The organism is Nonlabens sp., from assembly GCF_039941875.1.
Classification (GTDB): domain Bacteria; phylum Bacteroidota; class Bacteroidia; order Flavobacteriales; family Flavobacteriaceae; genus Nonlabens.
The window spans coordinates 1-25,036 of sequence record NZ_JBDVDQ010000009.1; the positions used below are offsets into that span (position 1 = coordinate 1).

Below are 25,036 nucleotides of genomic sequence, written 5' to 3' on the forward strand. Positions count from 1 at the left end.
CTATTCAAATGCACAAACAAAATCAATTAACAAGAAAAACATACAAATCAAAAAAATCTCAACGAAGCTAGCTTCATTGAGATTTAAATAATAAATTTAATCCTTTAATAATCTGTATCGGTTATTTAGGACTAGACATATTTATAGATGTCTATAATTTTCTAGGTGGACCACCAGCAAGAATTTCTTCTGATGCTTCACTTTCAAATTGTTTAAAGTTATCAATAAAGAACTGTCTTAATTTTTCTGCAGTTTCATAATAACCTTTATCGTTGTTCCATGATTTACGTGGAGACAATACTTCAGTCGGTACATTAGGACATGTTCTAGGTTGTGCCACTCCAAACATAGAGTGTACGTGGTAATTACCTTTATTTGCCTCTTCTAGTGAACCATCTAGCGCAGCCGTAATCATAGCTCTAGTATATTTTAATTTCATACGAGAACCTACACCATAAGGACCACCAGTCCATCCTGTATTTACTAACCACACGTTCACACCAGCTTCTTTCATTTTCTTGCTTAACATCTCTGCATATGCAGTAGGATGTAGCGGCATAAATGGCGCTCCAAAACAGGAAGAAAAACTAGGCACTGGCTCTGTAACACCAGCCTCAGTACCTGCTACCTTTGCCGTATAACCGCTTATGAAGTGATAAGCTGCCTGACCAGGGGTTAATTTTGAAATAGGAGGCAGTACACCAAAAGCATCGGCAGTAAGGAAAAATATATTCTTAGGATTTTTTCCTTGAGAAGGTACTTTAATATTATCGATATGATAAATAGGGTAACTTACTCTGGTATTTTGTGTGATAGTAGTATCTGCAAAATCTACAGTGTTATCTTCTTTAAAAATAACGTTTTCTAAAATTGCGCCAGGTTTTATCGCATTGAAAATCTCTGGTTCTCCTTCTGGATCTAGGTTAATCACCTTTGCATAACAACCACCTTCAAAGTTGAAGACTTCATTATCCTCAGTCCACCCATGCTCATCATCACCTATTAAGGCGCGATTAGGATCTGTAGAAAGCGTCGTTTTACCAGTACCACTAAGACCAAAGAATATAGCTGTACTACCATCTTCACCCACATTTGCACTACAGTGCATAGGTAAAGTGTTTTTGTAAACTGGTAAGATGAAGTTAAGAGCACTGAAAATACCTTTCTTAATTTCTCCTGTGTAACCAGTACCACCTATTAAGGCGATTTTTCTTGAGAAATTTAAAATAGCAAAATTGTGCTGTCTTGTACCATCTTCATCTGGCACCGCCATGAATCCTGGTGCATTGATCACTGTCCATTCAGGATCAAAGCCGTTAAGCTCTTCTTCTTCAGGTCTGATAAACATGTTATAAGCAAACATATTAGACCACGGATACTCGTTAATCACTCTTAATTTAAGACGGTAGTCTTTATGAGCACATGCATATGCATCTCTTACAAAAAGCTCTTTACCATCTAGATAAGAAGTTACCTTATCGAGTAATGCGTCAAATTTATCTGACTCAAAAGGAAGGTTGATGTTTCCCCACCAGACTAATTTTTCAGTAACGTCATCTTTAACAATGAATCTGTCCATAGGAGAGCGACCGGTAAATTCACCTGTATGAACCGCGAGCGTGCCATTATCAGTTTCTTTACCGCCATAGTTCTCTACAGATTTCTCTTGTAAAACTTCAGGCGCGAGTTGGTAATTGATTTTGGAATTTTTGATTCCCCATTCGGTTAACGCAATCGATTGCGTAATAGAGGTGTTTGAATTCATGATAATCCTTTAATTAAGATTTTGCGCAAAATTATAACTATCAAATGGTTCTCACTAATTATTAATAGAATTATGTGAAATGATTTTCCATAAAGCAAAGAACCACCCTGATATCAAGCTAAGGCCGCCTAATGGAGTTATAGGACCAAGGAACTTTAAGCTGATTTTAAGCCATTTTGATACCGAAAGTCCATAAATACTAAATGAAAATAACACAATTCCGATAGCAAATAAATACAACAAAATACCTTTTGAAGAATCTGTTAAAATACTTACTTGAGAAAAAGCAATTAATGCAATGGCATGAAATAATTGATAACGCACACCTGTTTCAAAACTTTTTAACTGTTGTGGTTCTAACACTTTCTCTAAAGCATGAGCACCTAAAGCTCCCAAAATTACCGCGATAACCGCAAAACTACAGCCGACGATTAATAACTTTCTTTCCATTATTTCTAAAATTTTAATTAAGTCACTTAACTTGGCACTAAATTACAACAGCCATGCGTCACATCTTAATTATAGGAGCAGGAAAATCTACAGGAGTATTAATAGATTATCTTCTTAATAAATCTAACGAACATAAATTACATTTAATCATCGCTGATAAAAACGTTGAGAGCGCTCAATCATTAAGTCAGAATCATGAAAATGCTACTGCTATAGAATTAGATATTTTTAATCCAGAAGAACGTAAAAAGTATATTCAAAAAGCAGATATTGTCATATCAATGCTACCTGCTAGATTTCATATAGAAGTCGCTCAAGACTGTGTGACCTTTAATAAAAACATGGTTACCGCCAGTTATGTAAGTCCAGAGATGGAAGCGCTAGACAAAGAGGTCAAAGAAAAAGGTCTTGTTTTTATGAATGAAATAGGTGTAGATCCAGGAGTAGACCACATGAGCGCTATGCAAGTAATAGATAGCATTAGAAACAAAGGTGGTAAACTTTTGTTATTTGAATCTTTTACTGGTGGACTAGTTGCTCCAGAAGATGATAATAACCTATGGAACTATAAATTTACATGGAATCCACGTAATGTCGTGACTGCGGGACAAGGTGGAGCTGCAAAATTCATTCAAGAAGGTAAATATAAATACATACCGTACCACCGTCTCTTTAGAAGAACAGAATTTCTAGATGTAGATGGTTACGGCCGTTTTGAAGCGTTAGCTAATAGAAATAGTCTCAAATACAGAGAAGTTTATGGACTAGAGGACATCTTAACATTATATAGAGGTACCATGAGACGTGTAGGTTTCAGTAAAGCATGGAATATGTTTGTACAACTAGGAATGACCGACGACACCTATATTATAGAAGGCTCTGAAGATATGACCTATCGTGATTTTGTCAATAGCTTTTTACCGTATTCCCCTACCGATAGTGTGGAACTAAAAATGCGTCATGAACTTAAGATAGATCAAGATGACATTATGTGGTTAAAGTTAGAAGAGTTAGATATTTTTAATAATGAAAAAATAATAGGTATTAAAGACGCCACGCCTGCACAAATGTTGCAAGCCATTCTAGAAGATTCATGGACATTACAACCTGGAGAAAAAGATATGATTGTGATGTATCATAAATTCGGCTATGAAATAAATGGTGAACAGAAACAAGTGGATAGCACCATGGTCTGTCTAGGCGATGGAAAACTTCAAACTGCTATGGCAAAAACAGTAGGACTTCCTGTTGCCATCGCTGCATTAAAAATATTAAATAAAGAAATTACAGAACCTGGAGTGCAAATCCCTATTAAAGAGTCTGTTTATAAGCCTATTCTTAAAGAATTAGAAGGATATGGAATTCGCTTTCGCGAAAGCGAGACAGAATATTTAGGTTATAATAAATTACACATGTAACCGTTTAAATCAACCAGTTTTCCAATAAAAAAAAGTCACTTATTAGTTAACTAATAAGTGACTTTTTTATTCGTTTATTAAACATTATCTCCTCTTTAAAAAGATAGAAATAAAATACAATAAAGTAGCAAGTGAGCCTATTGCAGCAACTAAGTAAGTTCTAGCTGCCCATTTTAAAGCATCTTTTGCTCCTGCATGCTCTTCTTGAGTAAGCATTCTTTCATTTTCTAACCAGGCTAGTGCTCGATTACTAGCATCATATTCTACTGGTAAGGTTACAAAAGCAAATAACGTCCCCATACCATACATAATAATACCTGCAAGCAATACCCATTTACCAAAAAACGTACTTGCCGCGAGAGCTACACCACCCATGATTACCCATTGAGAATATTTAGACGCAATACTCACTATAGGAACTAAACTAGAACGCATTCCTATCCATGAATAAGCAGTTGCATGTTGTATCGCGTGACCTACTTCATGAGCTGCAACTGCGGCTGCAGCTGCATTGCGTTGTGAATAAACCACCTCACTTAAATTTACCGTTCTATCGCTAGGGTTGTAATGATCTGTTAGCTGTCCTGCTACCGAAATTACTTTTACATCTGTAATACCGTTATCATCGAGCATTTTTTGGGCAATCTCTGCACCACTCATTCCGTTTTTGAGAGTCAATTTTGAATAGTACTCAAATTTTGACTTTAGTTTTTTACTCACTAAAGTACTTACCAGCATCACAATTGCACCAATAATGTAATAACCCATTAAGCCGCCGCCCATCATAATTTTTAATTTTAATCAAGTTAAGAATTTAAAGTTACATCTTTAAAATTAAATTTTCATTTATTAATTACCTAGACGAAATACAAAGTATCAAGTTATAAAAACTAAATTGCCTTTATCAAAACCAGACAATTGATGACACCACTAGAAGACATAAAAAATAAAGAAGACATCAACAAACTCGTTACTTGTTTTTATAGTAAAGTTAGAGAAGAGAAAACTCTAGGTCCTATTTTTAACCGAGCCATTGAGAACTGGGAAACTCATTTAGAGCACATAACAGATTTCTGGGAGAGCAGTCTACTAATGGCCAAAAGCTATCAAGGAAATCCTGTTACAGCACATAAAAAACTAGACTTACAGGAAAATCATTCTATTGATATGAATCATTTTGGCCTATGGATCAACCTATGGAAAGAAACCATTAATGAAATGTACCGTGGCGATATAGCAGACCTTGCGTTACGACGTGCTAGAAATATGGCTAGCATACTATTTATAAAAATGTTTGAGGCTAGATCTTAAACTATAGATTTATCTATCAAATGACCAGTTCATAATATCGGTACGTAAACCTAAGTTTAACCATGTGGTACTTTCTCCACGCACTACACTATTGTTTGTAAGCGGATTTGAACTGCGGTAAATTACTTGCCCAAAAACCTTCAACCTACTTGCTGGGTTTATAACATAACCAGCCTCTAGATGTCCATAGAAAAAGTTAGAAATATTACCTTGGACGGTTATATTACCATTATCAGAAATACGGTCATCTTCTGTCCCGTAAATATTACCTCCATAAAAGGCATTATCACCATCAGTAAGTACATCATAACCACGCTCTCCATAAATAGCCTTAGCTATTCCATACCAGCGGTCTTTAGTATAGCGACCTATTAATACCGTTTCATAGAAATTTGCACCCCATGGATGTGCTAGCGCCTGATTACTATTACCATAATTTAACACTACTGTATTATGAGAATAGGTATAAGGTCTTACTCTATTATATTCTAGTTGCATCATTAAATTAGGCAGTTTAAATGCGTTTTGCCATTTTACACCTAATTGATAAGCACTTTTATTTTGATAACTACCATTACCACTAACAACAGATCCTCCAGAAAACTCATCAAGAACTAACTGTCCATATGCGGTAACCTTATCGCTCACTTTATATTTTGCTGTCAGACCTAACAGAGCATTTCCACCTCTAGAGCCTGTTTCTAGTTCTACGGTTTGATAAAAAATTACTGGGTTTAAATAGTTAAAATCAAAACCTCTTTGATTATCATCCTGCCATAAAACACTTTCAAAGAAACCTAGGTTCAATCTTTTAGTCGCATTCCAACTTAGATAATGATGCGTCATGAATTTAGTACGGAAAGAATCGTCTGCAGTTACCTCAGGTCGAACATCTCTCAATGATGTGTACAAGACCGTATAATCTAGTTTCCAGAACTTAGCATTAAGTTTAAAATAAGGGAAAGGTTGTGAGTTATCACTTAATACTAATGAGCGATAACCATCACCTATAAAGTGCTGACCATGTCCTAGTTGTAAATCAAAATATTTACTAGGCTTATAATTCACGTACCCTGTAGCTACTGGATAATCAAATATTCTATCGCCACCATCTTCGGCAATACCTCTACCGGGCACTATACCAGGGTTACCACCATCTGGCGCTCTAGAAATAACATCTCTTTCAAAAAAACCAGGAAATCTAGCTTGAGATTCTTGTATACTAGCACCGAATGTGATTTGATCACCTATCCCACCACTCACATTAACTAATCTCGTATTGTTATATGTAGTCACATCATCTCTAGAATCTTTCCCTACTTGAAGATCTACACCAGGATCTATAACCACCCAATAATCCTCTCCTGCAAGTTCAAAGAAATGCTCATTATGCCACTTGCGACCTAACCATGTTTTACGATCCTTAAGCAAGGATTCACGCTCTGCTTCAAGGTCAAAGTATTGATCCACATAATTAAAAGTATAAGGTTTTACCGCCGTATGAGCATTATTCCCTACACGGTTCATCGCTGCTTCATACCTATGATATCTTTGGTAAGAAAGAGGTATAATCGCATCAGACCTTAGTTGATGGTTATCATACTGATCACTAATGATGGTGTTGTATTCTTCATTCGCTTTCGCGAAAGCGAGACTATCTTCCTTTCTTTTCACCTCATTTTGTTTATCTATTGTAGACTGAGAGTTGCTATACACTTTAAAAGAACCAGACTCTTTCATAGGCACTGGCACATTAAGTATAAATTGCATGAACGTAGCGTCTCCATTAAATGTAGGAGCTTCTATAACTGGTAGTTTTGAAAACGCTTTAATCATCTCTTCTTTTAAAGAAGATTTAAACGCATCTGTTCTAATCAGCACAAATTTACCATCGCGATCCACCTCAAATCTTATGGTAACTGATTGATCTGTAAGCGTATCATTTTTAACAGGATGCTGATAATTATTTTTAAGCTGAGCATAAAGCGCACTATAAAAACAATCTTCTAACTGCTTACTAGTATTCCCTTTACAATCTTCAAAAACCGGAAATCGTTCAATATCTGACTGAGCAAATAACGTACTTGAAAATGTAAGAAAGAGTAAAGTATATAGAAATTTCATAGTCCCTTGATAAGTGACAAATATACTTGTTTTACCGACTGTCCCAAAAATAGAAAAGCCATGAAATTTCATGGCTTTTAAAACTCATAGCGTAGTATAATTACTAATCGTTAATCTGAAATCGTATAGGCAACGCGTAGGTAACATTAACCGCTGCATTATCTATCTTGCCTGGTGTCATTTTAGGTAATCTAGAGATCACTTTATACGCCTCTTCTTCTAGTTTTTTATTAGGTGCTTTTACTAGAATATCTTTAGGTAAGCCGTCTACACCTATTGTAAATTGCACAGCGATTTTAACCATACCATTTTCATTTAAGTCATTACCCAGACTCGTGTCGAACTTCCTTTGAATAAACCTTCCCATTTTTTTATTGAGACATTCTACTCGCTCCTTACTATCCATTCTAGCACTACATCCCGGAAACAATGGCACTTCATGTAGTGCAGCTATTACTGTAGGTCCAGATGATTTGCTAGCTGGCGCATCATTGTTACTACTTGCCGCATCTGTATCACTAGTATCAGTTTCTACAGGATTAGTTTCGACAGGCTCTACTGTATCCTTATCTTGTTCTGGAATATCTGGCTGATCGTTTTCAACAACCTTAGGTGGTTTGTTTGGATCCACTTTAGGCGTCTCGACTTTTGGCTTAGGCGCCTTCTTTACTACTGGCTTAGGAGAATTATCAATAATTGTAAATGAGTCTAGATATGGCTCATCAGTTGTCATATTAACTGAAATAGGTGGATAGACAATAGTTTCAGGAACCTCAGTCGTTAATTCTATAATAAGAAACGCAGCTACTAGTGCAGCTATGAGCCCTATTTGAAAATTAACGATGGGATTCACCTTTGTGTTTGCCGCTTTTTTGTCTTCACGGCGAGTGTTTTGAGATGTTGCAGCATCTCTTTTCTCATTTGAAGTGTTCATAATCAATGGTTTTATGTTATTTCAAAGAGAAATCAAGAAGCGTACCAAAAAAAATCCCAACCTAAAAAGGTTGGGATTTTATATATATAAAAACGTCTATAATTAGTCCTGCACTTGGAAAATAATAGGTAGTGCATAAATCACACCTACTGGTTTACCTCTTTGCATTCCTGGAGTCATAGCAGGTAATTTATTAATTACTCTTGCTGCCTCACTCTGTAATTTAGGATGCTTTGCTTTAGATTGAATACCTACAACATTACCTTTTGAGTCGATCTTAAATTGAACAGAAATTTTCTGCCTTCCTTCTAACCCTAGATCATTTGCAAGTCCAGTATTAAACTGTTTATTTACAAATTTTGTGATTTTTTCACTCATACATTTCTTACGATCTGCATTGTTCTTTTTACTCTCACAACCAGGATAGATAGGCACATTCTCGATAATTGCAAATGGAACATCAGCAATTACTTCTTCAACACCTACTTCTTCAGCAACTTCTTCGATCTCAACGATCTCTTCTTGTTCATCAGTTTCTGTATCTTCAATGATCACCTCTTCTATTTCCACTTCATTCTCAACTACCTCAATAATTTCTGGAGCTGGTGGTGGTGGCGGTGGTGGTGGTGGAGTATCCAACATTTGAGTAATCGGAATTTCTTCCTCGATGAAGATTTCTTCAGGCTCCTCAAACACCTCTTCTATTTCTACGGTTTTAGACTCGTACTCAAGTCCTTGCCAGGATAATAACAACATAAACGCAAGCCCTGATAAGGCGTATAGCGTAATGTTCTTACGTAAATCTGCTTTTTCTGATTTTTTTACTTCCATTATGGTTGTATTTATAAGAGGTTAAAAATAACTAATTCTTTGTGCTAACAAAAGAATTATGCCACTTTATGTTTGTTAAATAATTTATCAATTATTATTAAGAATAACATAGCAATAATGATGCCAGCAAAATTTGCTAGTACATCCATGATGTCCATTGTTCTATTTACAGAAATAAATTCTTGTCCTAGTTCTATTAACACCCCTATAATCAAGGACAAAGCACTTGCTCCTATTGCAATAGTTCTGGACCAGTTTTTTAAAATAGTTTTTAGGCCAAAGCTCAAAAGGCTTTGTCTTCCTAAAAAACGACTGTAAAAGAAAATATACCACAAGATCGCCATTATAAAATAAGCGGTAGCGTGGTATATCTTATCTACGTTATCAATATTTACTGGCGGTGCTGGATTTGCTACCATAGAAGCTACTGTAATAAATACAGTAAACAATGGAGCAGCTAGCCAATAAACAACTTTTTTCATTATCCTACTAACTCTTTGTAGGCGTCAGCACTTAATAATCCATCTACCTGAGATGCGTCAGTAAACTTCATTTTTATCATCCATCCGTCTCCGTAAGGGTCAGAATTCACAAGTTCTGGCTCATCTTCTAACTTTTCATTAAAGTCAGTGATCTCTCCAGTTAATGGAAGAAAAAGATCTGAAACAGTCTTTACAGCTTCTACTGTACCGAAAACTTCCTCTTGATCCAAAGTCTCATCTAAAGTTTCTACTTCTACATAAACGATATCACCTAACTCGCTCTGTGCAAAATCAGTAATACCTATGGTAGCAACGTCTCCTTCTATTTTGATCCACTCGTGATCTTTAGTATACTTTAATTCTGATGGAATATTCATTTTGTATGATTTTTTAAAAGCGTAAATTTAAGATAACTCTATCTATTAATTCAAACCTTAAAGTTGAATTATGCGTGATACTTTAATTAATTACCAAATGTGTACCTTAAAGTAAATCCACTACGTATGGTAGTTTGTGGAAATGCCGTAGAAATAGCAAACTCTGAGAACGTATGATCATAATAAAAGATAGCTGTAAATGCATGGCTCAAATTATAGTCTGCAGTGAATTTAAGACCATAAATAGTCTGTCCAGCGGTTGCCTGACTGTTATCTAAATCTAGATATCTAACTATAGTAACGTTATCTCTTACAGACCCATCTAATCTTAAATTTAAATCACTCTTAATAATCTTACTTCTACCACCAAAGTTAGACTTGAACTTTAAATCTTTAATACGATAACCTAATCCTAAGATCAACTCATTACCATTAATCTCTGTAAGTAAATTATTATCAAAACTTAAAGATATAGCTCTATCCCTTCTTAATTCTGCAGCTATGGACATAGAATTTTTCATTTCCATATCTATCTTTATTAAAGGACTAAACTGCTCTGCAAGGTTGATATTAAAGAAAAGACGCTCTGATTTAAAATCACCGTTTTGATTCAGTGCATTAGTTCCTACTTGATCTTCATAAGACAGCGCACCATTACCAGGCACATAATCTAGATTTGTTTGAAATTGATTAATAGTGTAACTAGAGCGGTATCCATGATTAATAGAGAATCTACGGAAGTTCTTTTTAAACCATTTTAAATTCATCAACCCAGTATACTTTACCGTCCAGTTAGGCAACGGTATATTTCTAAAAGCATTAGAATCTTGCTTCTCTACATCTCTACCTTCATATGCTGCAAGAAATGCCGGTAATAATACTTGTTGACTGTTCCTAGAAAAACCTAATGGATACCCATCTGCATCGCGACCAAAGGTGCTATTTCCATAAAAACTCGTTGCCAGTCTATCTGCCACAGCAAGTCTATTGCTTCTAAAAGTATCAAATGTCTCAGAATCTTCAATAGTACTTTTTTGAAAGGCAGTTCCTATCATTAAATTAGTAATATTATAGTTACCGAAGGTATTTGAGGTAAGTGATTGATAAGTTAAATCATCTTCGTCTACACGATAGTTTTCTGTATAGGTTTCTTGATAAGCGCGATTACCTAGAATGTCTATAGAAAGATCTTTTAACAAATCAACTTTAAAATTAAAGTCTAACTGTCGTGTCTCTACTTCACTATATTGCTGGTTAAAGTCCTGGTATAAGGTTAACCATCCACGTCTTGCTGCAAGGTCACGCACCTCTGCCTGACTACCGAATACAAAACCTGAAGTAGGTTTTAATGTCCCAATAAAACCAATATCTGGTGTATAACCTGGTAAGAAAATACCATTAGTTTCTTGATAATTTATTTGAGCACGTTTTACAGATGTAACAATACCTACAAGCGTGTTGTATGCCTTATTACCAAAATTTTTCTTTGGAGTTTTATCCTTCTTATCATTTTGGGCAGCCTCATTAGGTTTAGGCGTTCTCGATCTTGTTCTAGATCTAGCAGCATTTGCCGTGACACCGAATTTCTTTTTCTCCAGACCCACATATCGATATAACTTGTTTAAATCTAGCGTTCCATTAATGCGATGTGTATTTGCATTTTGAATAGAGTTCCCTAAATCTGGAATACCATCTAGCTGTGCAAATTGTTGCTGGTTACGAGTCCAGTTAAAGTTAGATGTGTATGTATAGTTCGCTTTCGCGAAAGCGAGAAAAGGAAATTTATCAAATGGCAATTTATAAGTAAGTTGCATTTGTTGAGAGTGCGAGTTAGGAATACCCTCGTCAAAGAAATCGGTCCAAACGGTATAATCCTCATCGATAGTATCGTCCTCGTTCACATAACTACGTATCAATCGATCACTGTTTGCTGATAAATTTACTTGCAATGATTTAGTTAAATCCCAATTGATCGCATATTGATGATTCATGGTAAAATTGCGATTAGTAAGCGGTGCAATGGTTATATTTTGAGCATCTGGAAGACCATCACCATTTAAATCTACAGGGTTAGTATCTAATTGTAAATCGCGGAATTTTTGAGTATTGTACTGTCTTAAAACATTTAATCCTGCTGAGAAGTTATTAGGTAATGGATTAAAGTTTAAATCTTTTATAAATTTCAGATAAGAGTTATTTAACCATGCAGCATTCTTAAATGGCTCTAACTCTAACTTAGGAAAAGCATAATTATATGTACCACCTACATTAACTGATTGATCTTGAAACTTCTCTACTTCAAAATTACGTTGGTCTGTCTGATTATAAGATCCAGAAAAGGTAAAGTTCTCGATGTCATAAGGCATCGGTTTTGCATCTCCTGTTCTTTCTTTGCGCACACCTATTAAGTTGATACTTTGTCTACGTGTATAATCTTCTGACTGTTCTTGAATAGCATCACGCTCTGCATCGCTAGTTGCGTTATCTAGTCTCGTTTCTAGTTCTATATCTTCAAATTGAGGATCGTATTGTGGTGTAATCGTTTCTTCTCCTATACTATAAGAAAAAGGTAAAGAAACACCCCATTTTTGAGGTAGTAATTTACCCAGACTCACGTTAGTTGTCACGTCATACTGAGTAACGTCTTCACGACTTCTTTCTTGAGGCCCTTGTTCTATAGCTCCAAAACCTACTGTACTTCTCCTACCAGTTGCGCTCACACTCGCAAAGTCTGCAATGTTTGCATCCATATTCATTACCGCAGCATAACCGCCTTGATTTTTAAGACCAGCAAGTCGCATTTCATTTACCCAGATCTCACCACAAATATTATTAGTAGTTGCGTTGCGCACACCTATCATCATAGCACGTATGTCTCCAAAGTTAGGATTACCTTTAATACCGTATTGATGTTGGTTTTCTTCTCCAGCACTAGCCGGATCTAAATCTGCCTGATCAAAGAAATTAAGAGCACTAATGTTAAGCGTATTATCAGCTAAAACTTGTGCTTTTATGGACTGAAGCAACGATAGATCTATATCAAAATTATTTGCAACCGGCCATATCTCTTCTCTAACATCTGTACCAAAAGCGGTAGGTTTTAACGGCAGTCGTATCTCGTAATAGTTTTGAGTAAAATCAACCCCTATTCTAACAAACGCTTCTAAATCATCATCATCTACAGAGATTTCATTTACTAAAGACTCTGCATGAACAAACATTTTAAGAGATTCATACTGACGCATATCAATTCTAATGTTCTTAAAAACCCCACGCGCATCACCAGGTTCTAAATCACAAACACTTAAAGCTAGCGATTGTTCGTTCTGACGTATGTTTTGATTTTGGGTACGTAATTCTTCTCTTTCTACACCTGGAGGTAATCTATAAGGAATAGGTGTACGAGATTCATTGTTTTCAATATTTACACCTTCCACTTCAAATACAGTAGGATCATCTGACGCAATAGGATCTGTATCATCTAGTGACTCTGTATATCTTCTATAATCACCACGTACTAAATCTAAAGATCCGAATCTTAAAAAAGTGTCTACTTCAAAATCCGACAAATACATTCTCATAAAACGTATCGCTCTAAAATCTGCAATACCTCCTACTTCTTCTCTGTTAGGATCACTTAGTGGAACTCTAAATTGAACCCATCTTGTGTCAAGTGTGTTACCATTAGGCAAAACAGTTTGTACCGTTTTAGTATCAAAAATGTAATCACTAGTGGTTACATCCATACCAGGGAAGATCTCGATATCATATTCATAATAACTATCGATAGTATTCATCGTGTTATCACGGTTAATATCTTCCACATCCGGCAAAGTTGTAGCACCACGATCATCTTGAGTTACAGTAGTAGGCGAGTTACCTTCTGTACCGTTATAATTCTTATAACGTGTAAATATATCACCTGTAGTCGCTAAGAAATATTCATAATTGTCTCCAGCAGGATCAAAAGGTCCAAAAGTTGGAAAATCTGTTAATTCTTCATTATCACTATATCCATCTAATCCTATATCTTGATTATCACGCTCTGCACCGTCCGTATCAAAAGCATAAACTAAAGACTGATTAGTAGGTACTTTTCCATAAGCAGTGTCGGTAGTAAGCAATGTACTACCATCGTTAGGTAATCCGTTTTCAAATTGCTTTCTATTATCTTTTAAAATATCTTCAGAAATACTACCTAGGTTAATGGAAATAGTACCACCGTTATTAGTTGCGTCATATTGAAACGGATCCATGATCCAGAACTGTACATATTCTACATTAGTCTGTTCAAAATCTGTACTAGAAAAAGAGCGCATAATTCCACCCCAATTATCTGCTGGATTAGGCAACACATTTGTTCCTGCCGCTAGTGGATTATAATTATACTGACCTCTTTCATTAGGATAAAAAGATAAATCCAGAGTATTTATAACTTGTTGTTGACCTTGTTGTAAATCTACGTTAGGAAAAATTTCATCGACAAAAACACGTCTAGTTCTATAGTCAGACACGTCATCATCTGTGATACCATCAGGTCTTTGATTCCCGTAAAAGATAGGATCAATAGAATACCATGCTAATTTTGCACGGCTAAAGTTATACTCTAAAGGATTTGCAACACTACCATTACCTTCAAAGGCTAAAGGTGTACTAGCGAGCGACCATGAAAATGGGGTTAAAATATCTATAGAAGTTTGAGAACCTTCAAAATCATCTACATAAGCAGATGCCTCACCTCCAAAATCGTCACCTGCTGGTGAACCTGGAAATAAATAAGCAAATTCACCTCTTAAAGAAAGGTTAGAAGCAACATCAGTATCAATGTTAGGAAGTTTATTAGCTAGCCTAGTTAAAAAAGGAACTTCTGTATTGTACAAGAAATTAGCTCCTATAATAGTGTTATTGATAGGCTCAAAACCATAAGTAGATTTTTGAGTGATAGGTCGTTCTTTTAAATTTAAGAAAGTACCACCTAAAATGAAGTCTTCACTAAATTTATGTTCTACATTAATTCCAGTAAAACGTTTGGTCTGTTGATTAAAAACAGAATTATTCTCCGTAGAAACTTGAATAGGTGTATTAGAATTAAGCAATGCTTGGTCTAGAATAATCACACGACCTAGTTGATAATCTACGGTATAATCTATACCTTCTTGAAGTGTCCTACCACCAGCCGTTACCGTAACTGATCCTCTAGGAACATTAAAACCACCTATAGGAATTCCTTCCTGACCAGTTGCTTTGTATTCACCCTTTATAAGATACTTATTTTTATCGGCACTTTGTAACGCTTGTGCTTTTGTCGTACGATACATATCACGGTATACGTACTGTTCTTGATTTGCATTATAGGTAGTTGGATCATTATAATCTTCAGTACCTGTACCTGGAGTGTTATCTAATTTATCAAATAAATGACTACCAAAAGGTTCTACGGTTGTAAAAATAATCCGTCCGTTTTCTGGATCGATCGTTATACCTGGTAGGTAATCAAAAAAACCATCACCTGCCGGCTGTGGATCACCTTGTTGGTTTAACCTATCGAGATTAAAAACACGTATCAATGTAGTCTGATCCACATCATCTGGTAATGGAACAGCAGGATTAGTTAAAGTCCCCTCTGCAGCAGTGATGTAATTTAATTCTGGCGGATATTGATAAAATATATTTAGTTTAAAATCTTCTTGAGTTAATTGAAAACCTCCAAGATTATAAACATTCTTCATCATTAAATCCCAGATAGGTTCACTAACATTAGTAAGATTACTCTTTAATAATTTTACCACCAGACTTTGATTATTTACAGCTGGTTGATTAGGGTTTGCGTTTACAATAACGTCTGTAGCTACTACACCATCATTTGCAAATTCACCTACTTGATACACCTGACCACCTACAGTATACTGAAACGCAACCGCAAGAACTTCGTCATTATTTAAACGCTGTCTTAATGATATATAACCTAACTGAGTGTTTAAGGTAAATTCTTGAGCAGTAAGTTTACGCGCATTTTCTAAGGTAACATAATCAAAACCCTCGTTTACCGTGGCACCACCAAAACCGGCCTGAACCGTAGCGATATCCCTAATTTGAGAGTTTAAAACCGTCTGCCCACCACCATTTATTCCTTCCGGATTAAAATCATTGTTCCCGTTATCAGGAAAACTATTTGCAGGCACATTTAAAAATCCTCCTGGCTGTGTATCTAGACCTATATTATCAGGGTCTGCCTCTCCTATATCTTGTATAGCAACTAGATTACGCACATCTTGAGTGCTATTACCTCTATTTGTAATCCATACTTCTGCACGAGTGATCTGGATGTTATTATTTATGAAAGGATAATTCTCTAAAGAAGTGTCGTAATTATCTCTAAAATAATGTGATAAAAAATAATGTCTATTTTCATCATAATCTAGCGAGAAAAAGTCAAAATCGTTAATAGTTGCACCACCAGCTGCTTGCACTGTTGTAGACTCTGATTGTTGCTCAGAAAACACAGCTGTTATTCTTGTTTTACCGAATTGCAATTCGGTCTTGATACCAAATAGACTTTGCGCACCACGTATTAACTGTGAATTAAGCGGCATGGACACGTTACCTACCTCTACACTTTGTAGTATATCATCTTCTGTAGGAGTGTAATCTAATTTTATCTGATTTTGAAAGTTAAATGTACTTTGAGTATCATAATTTGCATTTACTTGTAATCTTGTACCTACTTTACCTACTAGACTTAGATTAATACGTTGATTAAAATCAAAGGTTAAATTCTGTCTATTTCTAGGGGAAAAACTAGGGTTATCAGACCTATTAAAAAGTAATCCTAAATCAACTTCTACAGACCCTTGTGGATCTACATCGATCTCTGTACCACCAAAAATGGATGCAAACAACTCAGAATTCACATAAAAGTTAGGTAATAAATCTTTTTGCTTTTCTTTATCCTCTTCTGTTCTACCAGCAATGGCAGCAGCCTTTTCCTTAAAATAATTAGACATTTGCTCTTTAAGAACACGATCCAGATACTGCTCTCTAGTAAGTATAAAAGGGAAATCTATATTGTAGCCATTAAAACTACTAGAATACACATAGCGATCTAAATTTGCATCATACGCATAAAGAGTTACTATACTCGGCGGATTAGGTAAACTCAACGTACCTAATCTTGCACCTGTTCTGATAGAATCTTGGGGAATAGTTGTTGGTTGTTGCGCTTTCGCGAAAGCGAAAACAAAGAAAGACAAAAGAAAGACAAAAGCCCTTAGGTTATTATTACTGTATCTCAAATCCTATAATTGTTTAAGTGCTTGTTTTATAAGCTGTTCTGTAGTAGCATCTGGTTGACTCGATAGGATTTTATCAACGACTTTTTGTGCTTGTTTACGCATATATCCCAAGGTTTCTAATGCAGATAACGCTTCTTCTCTTCCGGTATTGCTTGCCACCACTGTTAATTGTGGATTATCGAGCACTTGTAGGATTTTATCTTTTAAATCAAGAATAACTCTCTGAGCACCCTTTGCGCCTATTCCTTTAACACTTTGAATGGTTCTCACATCTCCAGAAGCGATAGCTTGCGCAATCTGATTAGGATCTAGACTAGACAACATTGTTCTAGCTGTGTTTGCCCCTATACCAGAAACAGAAAGTAATAGTTTAAAGACTTCTCTCTCTGTTTTTTCTATAAAACCGAATAAACGGTGCGCATCTTCTCTAATTAATTGATAAGTAAACAACTTGATTAGTTCTCCCTCTGGAATTAGAGAATAAGTATGAAGAGATATCTCTACTAGATAACCTACTCCACCACAGTCTATAACCACATCGGTCATATTCTTTTCCACCAGTTTTCCTTGAAGTTGCGCAATCATTAATTAACAGTTTTTTAGAACTCAAATGTAATAAATTATAACCTACTAAATTAAGAGGTTACTCTTTCCTATTAGCGTGCTTTTCTTTTTGTTGCGCATCGATAACTGCAACGGCAGACATATTTACAATTTCATCTACACTTGCTCCTAACTGAAGTATGTGCACTGGTTTTTGCATACCCATCATAATAGGACCTATAGAGTCGATGTTATTGAGCTCTTTAAGCATCTTATAAGTACTGTTTGCGCTTTCTAGATTAGGGAAAATAAGTGTGTTTACTTTTTTACCAGCTAGTTTAGAAAATGGGAACTTGCTTTGTAATAAATCTGCATTTAAGGCAAAATCTGTTTGTAATTCTCCGTCTACCACTAGATCTGGATAGTACTGATGTAAATACTTTACAGCCTCTGTCACTTTAGTCGCATGTGGATGTGAAGAAGATCCAAAGTTAGCATATGAAGTCATCGCTATTACTGGCGAGATACCAAACATAGTCGCTGTACGACCAGTCATTTGTGCAATTTTTGCAAGCTCTAATGCGTCTGGATCGATGTTTATCGAAGTATCTGATACAAATAATGGACCTTTTGCAGTAATCATCAAGTTAGTAGTCGCTATCTTATCTACACCAGGTGCTTTCCCAATAATTTCCATCATAGGTCTTACCGATATAGGGTATGATTGTGCAACACCAGTGATTAAAGCATCTGCATCACCCAGCTTTACCATCATCGCAGCAAAGTAATTACGCTGTCTCACGGTTTTACCAGCATCAAATTCTGTAGTTCCTTTTCTTTGTCTCAGTTTCCAAAACTCCTGAGCATATCTATCTCTTCGCGCTTTCTCTTCGTCAGACTTAGGATCTATAATTAAACAAGGTTGATCAAAGCCTATGTCTTCCATAAGCTCTTCAATCATATCGCGACGTCCTAAAAGAATAGGAATAGCAATACCTTCTTCCAGTACAATTTGTGCGGCTTTAAGAACATCTATATTGTCTGCCTCGGCAAATACGATTCTCTTAGGGTTAATTCTAGCACGGTTAAGTAGTAAACGTACCAGCTTATTATCAGACCCCATACGACTAAGCAATTGCTCCTCGTATTTATCCCAATCTGTGATAGGCTCTTTTGCTACTCCACTTTCCATAGCTGCTCTAGCAACTGCCGGTGGTATGGTGGTTATCAACCTAGGATCAAATGGTTTAGGAATAATATAATCTCTACCAAAAGCAATTTTCAACTCACCATAAGCTATATTCACTTGTTCTGGAACAGCCTCTTTGGCTAGTTGTGCAATGGCTTTAGTAGCAGCCATTTTCATTTCTTCATTAATCTTTGTCGCCCTAACATCTAGCGCACCTCTAAAAATGAATGGAAATCCTAAAACATTATTCACTTGGTTAGGATGATCGCTCCTACCAGTAGCCATAATAATATCTTCTCGAGATGCCATAGCAAGATCGTAATCTATTTCTGGTGTAGGATTTGCCATCGCAAACACTATAGGCGACTCATTCATAGATCGCAACATATCTCCATCTACTATGTTACCTACAGAAAGTCCTAAAAATACATCTGCACCTTTAAGCGCTTCTCTTAAATCCACCTTAGGCTTATCGGTAGCAAATTGCATTTGCTCCTTTCCTAAATTTGTTCTATCCTTTGTAATAAGACCATCTACATCAAACATCATGATGTTTTCTTTTCTTGCACCTAGTGTTACATATAAACTAGTACATGAAATGGCTGCACTACCAGCACCAGAGATGACGATTTTCACCTCTTCTATTTTCTTATCAGCCAGTTCTAATGCGTTTAAAAGCGCTGCACTAGATATTATAGCTGTACCATGCTGGTCATCGTGCATTACTGGAATATCCAGTTCTTCTTTTAATCTTCTTTCTATTTCAAAAGCTTCTGGAGCTTTTATATCCTCTAGGTTTATCCCACCGAAAGTAGGTGCGATATTTTTAACCGTTTGTATAAATTCTTCTACATTCTTAGTATCCACCTCTATATCAAAACAATCGAGGCCTGCAAATATTTTAAAAAGCAATCCTTTTCCTTCCATCACAGGTTTAGATGCCTCTGGACCTATATCTCCTAGACCTAAAACAGCTGTACCGTTAGAAATTACAGCAACTAGATTTCCCTTTGTGGTATATTTATAAACGTTTGCTTTATCCTTTGCTATTTCTAGACAAGGCTCTGCCACTCCAGGGCTATAAGCTAGTGCAAGATCTCTCTGACTGCTATATTTTTTAGTAGGAACTACTTTTATTTTTCCCGGTGTAGGCTTTGCATGATATACTAACGCCTCTCTTCTTTTACTTTCTTCACTCATAAATCCAATAGAATTTTTCGTAAAACAAAGATAGCGCTTATGTTTCACTATGCATTTGTGAAGCGGCTATTATTGAGCCTTTCGGATTAGACTTTAACGCTAAAGTTGCATAGGGTATGTTATTTTCTCGCTTTCGCGAAAGCGGAATTTAAAAAATCACCTCATTAATTCTCTTTCCTTTTACTAAATGTAAGAAGTGCGTTTTTAGGTTTTAATGTAATTAAAGGATGATATTCAATAGCATCATTAACCGGTGTTATGTCAAAACGCTCTAACATTCTAGCAATAACGAGCATCATTTCAAACATTGCAAAATTGTTTCCCACGCACATACGAGGTCCCGCACCGAAAGGGAAATAAAAATCTCGATACTTCTTAGCCTTATCTGGAGCAAAACGATCTGGATCAAATTGATCTGGAGCATCCCACAAATCCTTGCGACGGTGCATTTCATAAAAAGAAACGAGCCATATACTACCTTTTTCTATTCTTATATCCTCACACTCATCTGACTCTAACGCTACACGATCTGTAACATATGCCGGTGGATAGAGACGCAATGTTTCTTCTACACATTGTTTTACATAAGGCATTTTCATAAGGCCAGACATCAAATTTTCTACATGCAGATTACCTAATTCTTGCCTTGCTTTATTAATAGTCGCAGGATGATGAGCCAGTAATTGAGTAGCAAAGCTCAAGGCATTTGCCGTGGTTTCATGACCTGCCACAAACAATACAAGAATCTCATCTACTAACTGGTCATCCTGCATATGAGTACCATCTTCATAAGTACTGTGGAGCAACATATCTAATAAATCCCCAGGTTCTTTATCGCTGAGACGTCTATTTTTTATTATGGTTAATAATAAATCTCGTGCTTCTTGCATTTCTGACAAAGCATGTGGAATACTTTTCTGACCAGATAACCATTCTCGATCAAAGTACCATTTCATCCATGGAATACGCAATTCTTTAATAAGCATTTTCTGAGCATGCTCTGTAATTTCCTGCAGGCGGTTTATCTTTTTATCTAGATCATCGATATCTGCAAGATCAAATAGACTGCGAGCAACTACCTTAAAAGCAAGGTCATTAAATATGGAAAACACATCAGTAATCTTATTTAATTCTATACGATCTAACTCTTCATTAATAACCTGATCCATAGTTTGCATAAGCATTGCTATAGATTTTTTATAAAACGCCGGCTGAATTAACTTTCTATTAGCTCGCCATTTATCGCCGTTTTCAGTAAGCAATCCATGACCAATATATTTACCCAGATCATCTGTCTGTAAAGATGATTTATGAAAGTTTTTTTGATTTTTTTGAAGTATATGTTGAGTGATCTTTTCGTCACAAGTGAAATGAATCATAAGACCAGGCTTAGGACTTAACTTAAACGTATTACCGTATTTAGAAAAATTAGCTCTATGAAATGGTAATGGGTCTTTATAAATCTCTATAGATTTAGACAGAAAAGTAAGCGCTGGTATTTGTTCTATTTCTCTCATATGTTACTCAAATAAACCTCCTAAATTATTTGCCTTAACACGACCTAAATGTTTGTATGCAGTTTCTGTTACTTCACGTCCTCTAGGCGTTCTAATAATAAAACCTTGTTGTATAAGAAATGGTTCATAAACCTCTTCTATAGTTTCAGCACTTTCTGACACAGCCGTGGACAATGTAGTAATACCTACTGGACCACCTTTAAATTTATCGATAATAGTTGTAAGAATCTTATTATCCATTTCATCTAGACCATGAGCATCTACATTAAGTGCTTCTAGAGCATACTTAGCGATTTTCATATCTATTCTACCATCACCTTTAATTTGTGCAAAATCTCGCACTCTACGCAACAAAGCATTTGCGATACGAGGAGTACCGCGACTACGACCTGCTATCTCTATGGCAGCATCATGATCTATAGGCATATTTAAAATTTCGGCACTACGTATAACGATGGTAGATAAAAGCTCAGTAGTATAATATTGTAATCTAGAAGCAATACCGAATCTCGCTCTCATAGGTGCGGTAAGTAAACCAGATCTAGTCGTAGCACCTATTAAAGTAAATGGAGCAAGATTAATTTGTACCGTACGTGCGTTAGGACCGGTCTCGATCATGATATCGATCTTATAGTCCTCCATGGCACTGTAAAGATATTCTTCTACTATAGGACTTAATCTATGAATCTCATCAATGAATAAAACATCACGCTCATCAAGATTAGTAAGTAAACCAGCTAGATCACCTGGTTTATCCAGTACAGGACCAGAGGTAACTTTGATACCTACACCTAATTCATTTGCTAAGATATGAGCTAATGTAGTCTTTCCTAATCCTGGAGGTCCATGAAAAAGAGTATGGTCTAACGCTTCTTCTCTACCATTTGCTGCTGCTACAAATATTTTTAAATTTTCCAACACCTGATCTTGTCCCGCAAAATCGTCAAAGGATAAGGGACGTAGCGCTCTATCTACATCATGCTCTTCGTTAGAAAAATGGCCGCCGTTAGGATCAAGATTTTCATTCATATACCAAAGATACTACTCAAAGAGCAGGCTTTATTAAAGTAATACTGTTATTTATAATTATAAAAAGTGTTTTAAAGATACCGCTTTCGCGAAAGCGGTATAACATAAGCTTAACTAGATTTAATAATAACTTAGCAACATGATCCTGAAGATATAAGTATATTCAAAATAAAAATATGAAACCTACTCAACAAACACCAAGTCTAGACGTCAATTTAATAAATGACACGATGTGGTCACTAGAAAAACAACATCCAGAAAAATATACTTTAGTAATATTTTACAGAGGCTTACATTGTCCTGTTTGTAAAAAACAATTAGAAAATATAGCCGACCATTTGGACGAATTAAACGAAAGGGGAATTAATGTAATTGCTATAAGTATGGATAGCGAAAAAAGAGCAAAGAAAGCAGGAACAAGCTGGGAAGTGAAAAATTTACCAATAGGCTATGGATTAAAAAGAGAAACCGCAGAAGAATGGGGACTTTATTTTTCCAAAGGAATAAGTGACAAAGAACCGGAGTTGTTTTCAGAACCTGGTATGTTTCTCATAAAAGCAGATGGTACATTGTACTTTTCTTCCGTACAAACAATGCCTTTCACCAGACCTAGAATAGACGCAGTAATTAAAGCTGTTGATTTTATAGAAGAAAAAGATTACCCAGCCAGAGGAGAAGATTAAACTATAGAAAAACATTGAACAAAAAATGCCGCTCAATGAGCGGCATTTTTTGTTATAAAAGATATGCGATTAATGATTCATTTCTTCTTCACCTTCTTGCATAGGAATGTGTTGTGGCGCATAATCCTGACCTACAATCACATATTCACCTTCTTCATTAACTTTACTATAATCGTAAGGCCATCTATACACTGTAGGTATAGGACCAGCCCAGTTACCATGAATATGAGTATCACCTGTAGTCCATTCTAATGTATTAGATTTCCAAGGATTAGCTGGCGCTTTCTTACCAAAGAAAATTGATTTTACAAAATTGTAAACAAAGAACAGTTGAGCAAATGCAGTAGCAATTGCAAAATATGTAATCAATTTATTAGTATCTGCTAAATCATCAAAATAAGGGAAGTTCGTATTTGTATAATAACGTCTTGGTAAACCAGCCATTCCTACAAAGTGCATTGGGAAAAATACCCCATAAGCACCTATCGCCGTTAACCAAAAGTGTACATAACCTAAGTTCTTGTTCATCATACGGTTAAACATTTTAGGGAACCAGTGGTAAACCCCAGCAAATAAACCATATAAAGCAGATATACCCATTACTAAGTGGAAGTGAGCAACTACGAAATATGTATCATGAACATTAATATCTAATGTACTATCACCTAATATAATACCAGTAAGACCACCAGTAATAAAAGTAGAAACCAAACCTATAGAAAACAACATTCCTGGATTCATCTGTAAATTACCTTTCCACAGTGTAGTTATATAATTAAAAGATTTAACCGCTGAAGGAATAGCAATAAGTAAAGTTGTAAAAGTAAATACAGATCCTAAGAAAGGATTCATACCTGATACAAACATATGGTGACCCCATACGATAGTAGAAAGAAATGCGATAGCAAGAATAGATGCTATCATCGCTCTATAACCGAAAATAGGTTTACGTGAATTAGTCGCTATAATCTCCGAAGTAATACCTAATGCTGGAAGCAAGACAATATAAACCTCTGGGTGACCTAAGAACCAAAATAAATGCTCAAATAATACTGGAGATCCACCTTGGTGAGCTAATACTTCACCTTTAATATATATATCTGATAAGAAGAAAGAAGTACCAAAACTTCTATCCATTATGAGTAATAAAGCAGCAGCAAATAAAACCGGGAAAGAAACAACACCAATAATGGCAGTAACGAAAAATGCCCAAATGGTCAAAGGAAGACGTGTCATAGACATTCCTTTTGTTCTAAGGTTGATTACTGTCGCAATATAATTAAGAGAACCTAAAAGAGAAGATGCAATAAAGATAGCCATTGAAACTAACCATAAAGTCATACCTAATCCAGATCCACCCATAGCCTCTGGAAGCGCACTTAAAGGAGGATAAATAGTCCACCCAGCCGCAGCAGGCCCTAGTTCCACAAAAAGAGAACTCAACATTATTGCCGCAGAAAGGAAAAACAACCAATAAGAAACCATGTTTAAAAATCCAGATGCCATGTCTCGAGCACCGATCTGTAATGGAATCAAAAAGTTAGAGAATGTACCACTTAGACCAGCAGTAAGTACAAAGAATACCATTATAGTACCATGAATAGTAACTAAGGCAAGATACATATTAGGGTCCATTACTCCGTCAGGAGCCCATTTACCTAACAATGCCTCAAATACCATATTTGGCTCACCTGGGTTTGCCAATTGCAATCTCATTAACACAGACATTGCGATACCTATCGCCCCCATGATAAGACCAGTTATAAGATATTGCTTAGCAATCATCTTATGATCTGTAGAGAAAATATATTTAGTTACAAAAGTTTGCTTATGATGGTGGTGTTCTTCATCATGTCCCTGATCTGCAGTAACAGCTATTGATTGTGCCATA

At 35.9% G+C, this 25,036-nt stretch carries 17 protein-coding genes; 3 read left to right on the forward strand and 14 right to left on the reverse strand.

The features are described 5' to 3' along the window. Positions 1-151 precede the first annotated feature (151 nt). The gene (pckA, locus tag ABJF08_RS05305; RefSeq protein WP_348115031.1) at positions 152-1,765 is read right to left on the reverse strand and encodes a phosphoenolpyruvate carboxykinase (ATP); all 1,614 of its coding nucleotides are present in this window, start codon (positions 1,763-1,765) and stop codon (positions 152-154) included. A 54-nt stretch (positions 1,766-1,819) separates the two neighbouring features. Beyond that, complete coding sequence (locus ABJF08_RS05310; RefSeq protein WP_348115032.1) at positions 1,820-2,215, reverse strand: DUF423 domain-containing protein; 396 nt, start codon at positions 2,213-2,215, stop codon at positions 1,820-1,822. Between the two features lie 53 nt (positions 2,216-2,268). Between ABJF08_RS05310 and ABJF08_RS05315 the strand changes: the two genes are divergently transcribed. After that, positions 2,269-3,633: a saccharopine dehydrogenase C-terminal domain-containing protein gene (locus tag ABJF08_RS05315; RefSeq protein WP_348115033.1), complete on the forward strand. Its 1,365-nt coding sequence runs from the start codon at positions 2,269-2,271 to the stop codon at positions 3,631-3,633. A gap of 84 nt (positions 3,634-3,717) precedes the next feature. Here ABJF08_RS05315 and ABJF08_RS05320 read toward each other — a convergent pair whose 3' ends face one another. Beyond that, a complete protein-coding gene (locus ABJF08_RS05320; RefSeq protein WP_348115230.1) occupies positions 3,718-4,416 on the reverse strand; it encodes a zinc metallopeptidase in 699 nt (232 codons plus the stop codon). 138 nt (positions 4,417-4,554) lie between these two features. Here ABJF08_RS05320 and ABJF08_RS05325 point away from each other — a divergent pair, with 138 nt between their 5' ends. Beyond that, positions 4,555-4,944 (forward strand): group III truncated hemoglobin, encoded by a 390-nt coding sequence (locus ABJF08_RS05325; RefSeq protein ID WP_348115034.1) that lies wholly within the window; start codon positions 4,555-4,557, stop codon positions 4,942-4,944. Between the two features lie 9 nt (positions 4,945-4,953). Here the strand turns inward: ABJF08_RS05325 and ABJF08_RS05330 are convergent, their stop codons facing one another. The 10 genes from ABJF08_RS05330 to ruvB all read right to left on the reverse strand — a co-directional run bounded on the left by ABJF08_RS05330 (position 4,954) and on the right by ruvB (position 22,462). Then, positions 4,954-7,140 carry a hypothetical protein gene (locus ABJF08_RS05330; protein WP_348115035.1) on the reverse strand — a complete coding sequence of 729 codons (2,187 nt, stop codon included), beginning with the start codon at positions 7,138-7,140 and terminating at the stop codon, positions 4,954-4,956. Positions 7,141-7,171: 31 nt separating this feature from the next. Continuing rightward, positions 7,172-8,002: an energy transducer TonB gene (locus ABJF08_RS05335; protein ID WP_348115036.1), complete on the reverse strand. Its 831-nt coding sequence runs from the start codon at positions 8,000-8,002 to the stop codon at positions 7,172-7,174. A 102-nt stretch (positions 8,003-8,104) separates the two neighbouring features. Further along, positions 8,105-8,833 carry an energy transducer TonB gene (locus ABJF08_RS05340; RefSeq protein WP_348115037.1) on the reverse strand — a complete coding sequence of 243 codons (729 nt, stop codon included), beginning with the start codon at positions 8,831-8,833 and terminating at the stop codon, positions 8,105-8,107. Positions 8,834-8,889: 56 nt separating this feature from the next. Beyond that, a complete protein-coding gene (locus ABJF08_RS05345) occupies positions 8,890-9,315 on the reverse strand; it encodes a VanZ family protein (RefSeq protein WP_348115038.1) in 426 nt (141 codons plus the stop codon). Further along, positions 9,315-9,692, reverse strand: coding sequence for a glycine cleavage system protein GcvH (gcvH, locus tag ABJF08_RS05350; protein WP_348115039.1), 378 nt, complete (start codon positions 9,690-9,692; stop codon positions 9,315-9,317). Before gcvH ends, ABJF08_RS05345 begins: the two co-directional genes overlap by 1 nt. An 86-nt stretch (positions 9,693-9,778) precedes the next feature. Continuing rightward, positions 9,779-16,984, reverse strand: coding sequence for a cell surface protein SprA (sprA, locus tag ABJF08_RS05355; protein WP_348115040.1), 7,206 nt, complete (start codon positions 16,982-16,984; stop codon positions 9,779-9,781). Between the two features lie 3 nt (positions 16,985-16,987). Next, positions 16,988-17,569 (reverse strand): Holliday junction branch migration protein RuvA, encoded by a 582-nt coding sequence (gene ruvA, locus ABJF08_RS05360; RefSeq protein ID WP_348115041.1) that lies wholly within the window; start codon positions 17,567-17,569, stop codon positions 16,988-16,990. 58 nt (positions 17,570-17,627) lie between these two features. After that, positions 17,628-19,916 (reverse strand): NADP-dependent malic enzyme, encoded by a 2,289-nt coding sequence (locus ABJF08_RS05365; protein ID WP_348115042.1) that lies wholly within the window; start codon positions 19,914-19,916, stop codon positions 17,628-17,630. Between the two features lie 164 nt (positions 19,917-20,080). Further along, the gene (locus tag ABJF08_RS05370; RefSeq protein ID WP_348115044.1) at positions 20,081-21,433 is read right to left on the reverse strand and encodes a cytochrome P450; all 1,353 of its coding nucleotides are present in this window, start codon (positions 21,431-21,433) and stop codon (positions 20,081-20,083) included. Between the two features lie 3 nt (positions 21,434-21,436). Beyond that, positions 21,437-22,462 (reverse strand): Holliday junction branch migration DNA helicase RuvB, encoded by a 1,026-nt coding sequence (ruvB, locus tag ABJF08_RS05375; RefSeq protein WP_348115045.1) that lies wholly within the window; start codon positions 22,460-22,462, stop codon positions 21,437-21,439. 176 nt (positions 22,463-22,638) lie between these two features. Between ruvB and ABJF08_RS05380 the strand changes: the two genes are divergently transcribed. Beyond that, positions 22,639-23,145 carry a peroxiredoxin-like family protein gene (locus tag ABJF08_RS05380; RefSeq protein ID WP_348115046.1) on the forward strand — a complete coding sequence of 169 codons (507 nt, stop codon included), beginning with the start codon at positions 22,639-22,641 and terminating at the stop codon, positions 23,143-23,145. A 69-nt stretch (positions 23,146-23,214) separates the two neighbouring features. Here the strand turns inward: ABJF08_RS05380 and ABJF08_RS05385 are convergent, their stop codons facing one another. Next, positions 23,215-25,035, reverse strand: a complete 1,821-nt coding sequence (locus tag ABJF08_RS05385) for a cbb3-type cytochrome c oxidase subunit I (protein WP_348115047.1) — start codon at positions 25,033-25,035, stop codon at positions 23,215-23,217. Position 25,036: the final 1 nt, after the last annotated feature.